The organism is Ectobacillus sp. (genome assembly GCF_056992975.1).
This window is the reverse complement of sequence record NZ_JBXKMX010000274.1, coordinates 1-5212: the sequence shown is the minus strand read 5'-3', so window position 1 is coordinate 5212 and position 5212 is coordinate 1. Positions and strand designations below refer to the sequence as shown.

6 protein-coding genes are annotated in these 5212 nt (G+C 35.9%); 3 read left to right on the top strand and 3 right to left on the bottom strand.

Annotated features, from left to right (window positions below; translation table 11 throughout):
• Positions 1–268 (top strand): formate--tetrahydrofolate ligase (locus AC11ZT_RS12535; protein ID WP_484059920.1); only part of this gene is annotated, 268 nt, incomplete at its 5' end.
• A gap of 188 nt (positions 269–456) precedes the next feature.
• Positions 457–1602, top strand: a complete 1146-nt coding sequence (locus AC11ZT_RS12530) for a DEAD/DEAH box helicase (RefSeq protein WP_484059919.1) — start codon at positions 457–459, stop codon at positions 1600–1602.
• Between the two features lie 37 nt (positions 1603–1639).
• Here AC11ZT_RS12530 and AC11ZT_RS12525 read toward each other — a convergent pair whose 3' ends face one another.
• Positions 1640–2596, bottom strand: coding sequence for an MBL fold metallo-hydrolase (locus tag AC11ZT_RS12525; protein WP_484059918.1), 957 nt, complete (start codon positions 2594–2596; stop codon positions 1640–1642).
• 119 nt (positions 2597–2715) lie between these two features.
• A complete protein-coding gene (locus AC11ZT_RS12520) occupies positions 2716–2919 on the bottom strand; it encodes a DUF3925 family protein (RefSeq protein WP_484059917.1) in 204 nt (67 codons plus the stop codon).
• A 212-nt stretch (positions 2920–3131) separates the two neighbouring features.
• Here AC11ZT_RS12520 and AC11ZT_RS12515 point away from each other — a divergent pair, with 212 nt between their 5' ends.
• Positions 3132–3617 (top strand): glutathione peroxidase, encoded by a 486-nt coding sequence (locus AC11ZT_RS12515; protein ID WP_484059916.1) that lies wholly within the window; start codon positions 3132–3134, stop codon positions 3615–3617.
• 157 nt (positions 3618–3774) lie between these two features.
• On the opposite strand, the gene AC11ZT_RS12510 is transcribed toward AC11ZT_RS12515, so the two are convergent.
• Positions 3775–5212: ATP-binding protein (locus AC11ZT_RS12510; RefSeq protein ID WP_484059915.1), on the bottom strand; the 1438-nt coding region annotated here is incomplete at its 5' end.

The window sequence follows — 5212 nt, the reverse complement described above, 5'->3', positions numbered from 1 at the left end:
AAAACAACTTCAGCAATTTACGGAGCAAGGATGGAGTAACTTACCGATTTGCATGGCAAAAACTCAGTATTCCTTATCTGATGATCCAAGTAAACTTGGGCGCCCTGATCATTTCACTATCACTGTGCGGGAGCTAAAACCTTCCATTGGAGCAGGATTCATCGTAGCTCTCACAGGTTCAGTACTTACCATGCCTGGTCTTCCTAAGCAGCCAACTGCATTGAAAATGGATGTAGATGATAATGGGAAAGTGAGCGGATTATTTTAAAAATGGTCAAAAAGGACTGTATACAGCCATTATGGTACACAGTCCTTTTTTTATTAAAGAGAGTCGTGTAGCATATACAAACATCCTATGGTACAATTCATACAGTTTGTTACACTATGTTTTCTGGACAAAACTAGCATAAATATGAAATTTGAATGATGCAAGGATACAGAAAAAGGAGAAATAAAATGATCGAGCAAATGAAACCGTTCCTACAAAAAGCTTGGGAAAAAGCAAACTTCCAAGAAATGACGAATATACAACAAAGTATTATTCCATCCATACTAGAAGGAAAGGATGTAATTGCAGAATCTCCTACGGGGACAGGGAAGACGTTAGCATATTTACTGCCCTTACTTGAAAAGGTGGATGAGACTGCAAAGCAGCCCCAAATCGTTATCTTGGCACCAACTCGTGAACTCGTTATGCAAATTCATAATGAAGTGTTGAAATTCACAATCGATAGCGAGATTACGGCTGTCAGCTTAATTGGCGGAGCAGATGTGAAGCGGCAAGTTGAAAAATTAAAAAAACATCCTCAAATCATTGTTGCCTCACCTGGTCGTTTATTAGAGTTAGTCCGTCAGAAAAAATTAAAAATGCATGAGGTAAAGACAATTGTATTGGATGAATACGATCAAATGTTGCAACAAGATTTGAATCTTGGAGACATTGTAAAAACAACATTGAGAGATCGACAATTAATTTTCGTATCGGCTACGATATCGAATGCAGTGGAAGAGGAAGCTAAGAAGATGGCAACCGAACCTGTATTGTTCCGTGTAAAGAGAAGTGAAACAAGTAACATCCACCATCTTTATATTATTGTGCCACTTCGTGAAAAAGTAGATACCCTTCGCAAAATTGTTCATATGGAAGGAGTTAAGGCACTAGCATTCTTAAATGACCCGTTTCGGTTAAATGAAATGGAGTCTAAACTTAGATTTGGAAAAATAGCTGCTGCAACTCTTCATTCTGAAGCAAAATCACAGGAACGTATGGCAATTATGCAAGCATTTCGACAAGGGAAACTTCAAATCGTACTAGCAACGGATGTAGCAGCTAGAGGGTTAGATATTGAGGACGTAACACATGTCATACATATAGAAGCTCCAGATAAACCTGAACAATATATTCACCGCTCAGGAAGAACGGGTCGCATGGGCAAAGAAGGAATTGTTGTTTCCATCATAACAAAGGAACAAGAAAAGCAACTTCTTCAGCTTGCAAAAAAGCTAAAGCTTGACTTAAAGCAAGTGGAATTATATAAAGGGGCGTTTGTTTTGAAGCGCACGAATGCCAAGGAAAAAACTAATCAAAAAAAGCCTAGATAAACTAGGCTTTTTTCTATAAGAAATAATCTCATCACGGTTATTTAGCATTCAATTTTGTAAGATAATCAAGTATCCCCATTGCACATACTTCCATATCAAGTTTTAGAATTTCATAAACCGTATGAGTAGAAGGTACGTTTTTACCTGTTAAATACGTTGCAACTTCATATAGCATCTGTTCAGAAAGTAAGGAAACAATGTGCGGATTTTCTATTTCTCGTTGTGCAATGCTCGTACTCTCTTCCATAAATCGAGGTAACCAATAGGTTAATTGACTAGCAATCTCTTTTACATTTGTTGATGCTCCGTAATGTCCAAAAAAGATATATTCAGGACGCAAATCCATAATTCTCTGTAATGAATGCAGCATCGCTGCAGGATCGAATTGTGATGGGGAGGTAGAAGGAAGATATAACTCTACATTACAATCCTGAAGTTCTTTATAATACACGCCAATCGTATCCCCAACGAACACACCATTTGTTAGCGAGTCATGTATAGAAAGATGATGTTTTGCATGTCCTGGCGTATCATAAAAGGTAAGGGTTCTTTCAGTTGAAAGCTGTATAAAATCGCCATCTTGCATCGTGAGAATGCGATCTTTTGCAATAGGCACAATAGGTCCAAACAAAGAGCCAAATCTCTCTCCATAAACAGCTTGTGCGCCTGAAATTAAGCGTGAGGGATCAATGAGATGTTTTGCACCTCGTGGATGAACGAGTAAGGTGGCATTCGGACATAGCTCCATTAATAATCCTGCAGCTCCGGCATGATCAAGATGGATATGTGTTACAATAATGTAAGCTATATCATTTGTGGATATATGTAAATGCATCAGCCCCTCAATTATGTAGGGCAGGGAAGGGCTCGCGCACGTTTCAATTAAAGCAATTTTATCACCAAGTAAAACTGTAGTGCCAGTACGATTAAATCTACCTAAATCATAATCATCTATTAAAAACATGTCTATTCCTATCATTTCTGGTTTACCCAAGTTATCACGCTCCTAAATTTTGGATATAATTACATTATAATAAAAAAAGAGAGAAAACAAAACTTGTTTTCTCTCTTTCCTATAAAGATTGTATGATAATGAGTATCAATACATTCAAGTTACGCTTGTTTCCCAATTTTCATTGCGAAGTAGCCGATAATGCCTCCGATAACAGGAACAAGGATTACGTTAGACATCGCGAACCATTTACTTAAAAACAATGCATTTGTGTCGAATAACCATCCAACTACAACAAGCATTGAAACAAGAAGTACATAATAAAATTCACGATCAGATAACATTTCATATTGCGTATTTTCCATTTATAATTCCTCCTTAGGATTTCATCGTTTTATGTCACATTAAATTCAATATTTAGTCACAAAGTGTTCACATTTATATTGTAAATGTTTTATTAATTTATGTCTAGTTTTTTTAACCTAATTTTCGGTAGAATTTGGTATGTTATTTTCGACATTCTATTCGTAACACATTATGATAAAAAGTAACAAATTAGAAAAGAGGAGGAAGTTTGATGACGGTGTATGATTTTACAGTTAAAACGATTAAAGGTGAGCAGAAATCTCTTCAAGAATATGAGGGGAAGGTGCTACTAGTTGTGAATGTTGCTAGTAAATGTGGCTTTACTCCGCAGTATAAAGGTTTGCAAGCACTGTACGAAGAATATAAAGAACAAGGATTGGAAATATTAGGCTTTCCGTGCAATCAATTTCTGGGACAAGAACCTGGTAATAGCGAAGAAATAGCAAGCTTCTGCGAAATGAACTACGGTGTTACGTTTCCAATGTTTGAAAAAATTGAAGTAAACGGGGAAGGGGCACATCCTCTCTATAAATATTTATGTGAGGAAGCACCAGGAATGCTTGGATTAAAGGCTGTAAAATGGAATTTTACAAAATTTTTAGTGGATCAAAAAGGGAAGGTGTTAGAAAGGTTTTCACCACAAACTCCACCTGAAGAAATTGCACCGAAAATTGCGAGCCTTTTGGCTAAAAAATAAATGATGCATTAAGGAAAAGTTAAGAAACTTATACAATAATATAAGTATTGATAAGATAGTACCCTCCCATTGACAAGAGATGGCATTAAGCTGTCTCTTTTTTTTGAATGTAGTTTATGAAATGAAATAAGCCCCCCCATAAGGGAGGCTATTTATATCAATTATTTATGGAAAATTGCTGCATTTCCTGCAGTGCCTGTTGTAGATCAGATTTTGTTTGTAATTCACTGTCTATTTCGATGCCCAGTTCAATCATAGTATCAGCAATTTCTGCGCTGATTCCTGTTAGAATTGTGGAGCAGCCTAATAATTTTATGCCTTTTACAATTTTAAATAAATGGTTAACAACAGCTGTATCTACAAAAGGGACACCTGAAATATCAATGATTAATTGATGTGCTTTTAATTCCTTAATACGAACCAATGTCTTTTCACGAATTTTTTTGGCGCGATACGTATCTACATTACCGACTACAGGGAGAATACATACCTTATCGGCTATCGGAATGATAGGAACAGATAATTCATCTACGGTTTCACGATGGCTTTTTAATAATTCTTCCTTATAGTTAACATAATAAGCAGTATAAGAATCGATATAAGAATCAATGATATCATTTACTGTACGTTCTAACGTAAAAAATTCATCTGTAGTAAGAGTATTTTTAGATTCGTTATAAAATGCTCTAATGGCATTCCAAATAATTCCGCGTGTGGATTGGAAAATTTCCCAGGCTAAATGCATCGGAAACTCTGTTTTGGCACTTCTAACGCCTCTTTCTTTCGCCACATCCATAATTTCTTCCATTTTTAATTCTTGGATATTTTGAGCCACGAGTTTCATAATCGGGTTACCCGTTTCTCTGTAATTATCGGCCTCACCATTTTCATTCAGTAAAGAAGTGATATAGCTTTTATTTTTTTGTAAATATTGCAACCATTCTTTTGTGTAAAAATCTAAATTATCATATAAAAAGTTAGATAACGCACCCTTTGAATTAGTTGTTTCTATCATTGTTTGGCCTCCTATATATGGGTTAGAGTGTTGAGTTGTTTTGGGAAATGAAAGAAAAAAAGTGGTTCCTTTTCCCTCCTCACTTGTAACATGTATTTTGCCTTGATTACTTTGGATGGCATTAAAGACTTGGGCTAGTCCCATTCCTTTTCCGTCCTGTTTTAAACTAAAGAAAGGCGTACCAAGGAGACGTAATTTGTCCCTTGGAATACCTACGCCAGTATCTGAGATGCTGAGGTGAGTTTCATGATTGTCTTCAAGTTGCTCAATTAGTAATGTTCCACCTTTAGGCATGGCTTCGATTGCATTCTTGATTAAATTGAAGAGGGCTTTTTTAATCTGATGTTTTCGACCAATAATCAGAGCGCTTTCATTTTGAAATTGCTTTTGGATATTTATATGATAAAGCTGATTTTGAAAGAGCAATAAAGTAGATTCAATTTCGAAACATACGTTGAAAGTATCTCGTTTTTCCTGGGCGAATTCAGGCTTCGTAACACTCATTAAATCATTTAAAATATGAATTGCCCGTTCTAATTCACTTTGGGCAATTTGAGAATATTCTTGCTTATATGATTCC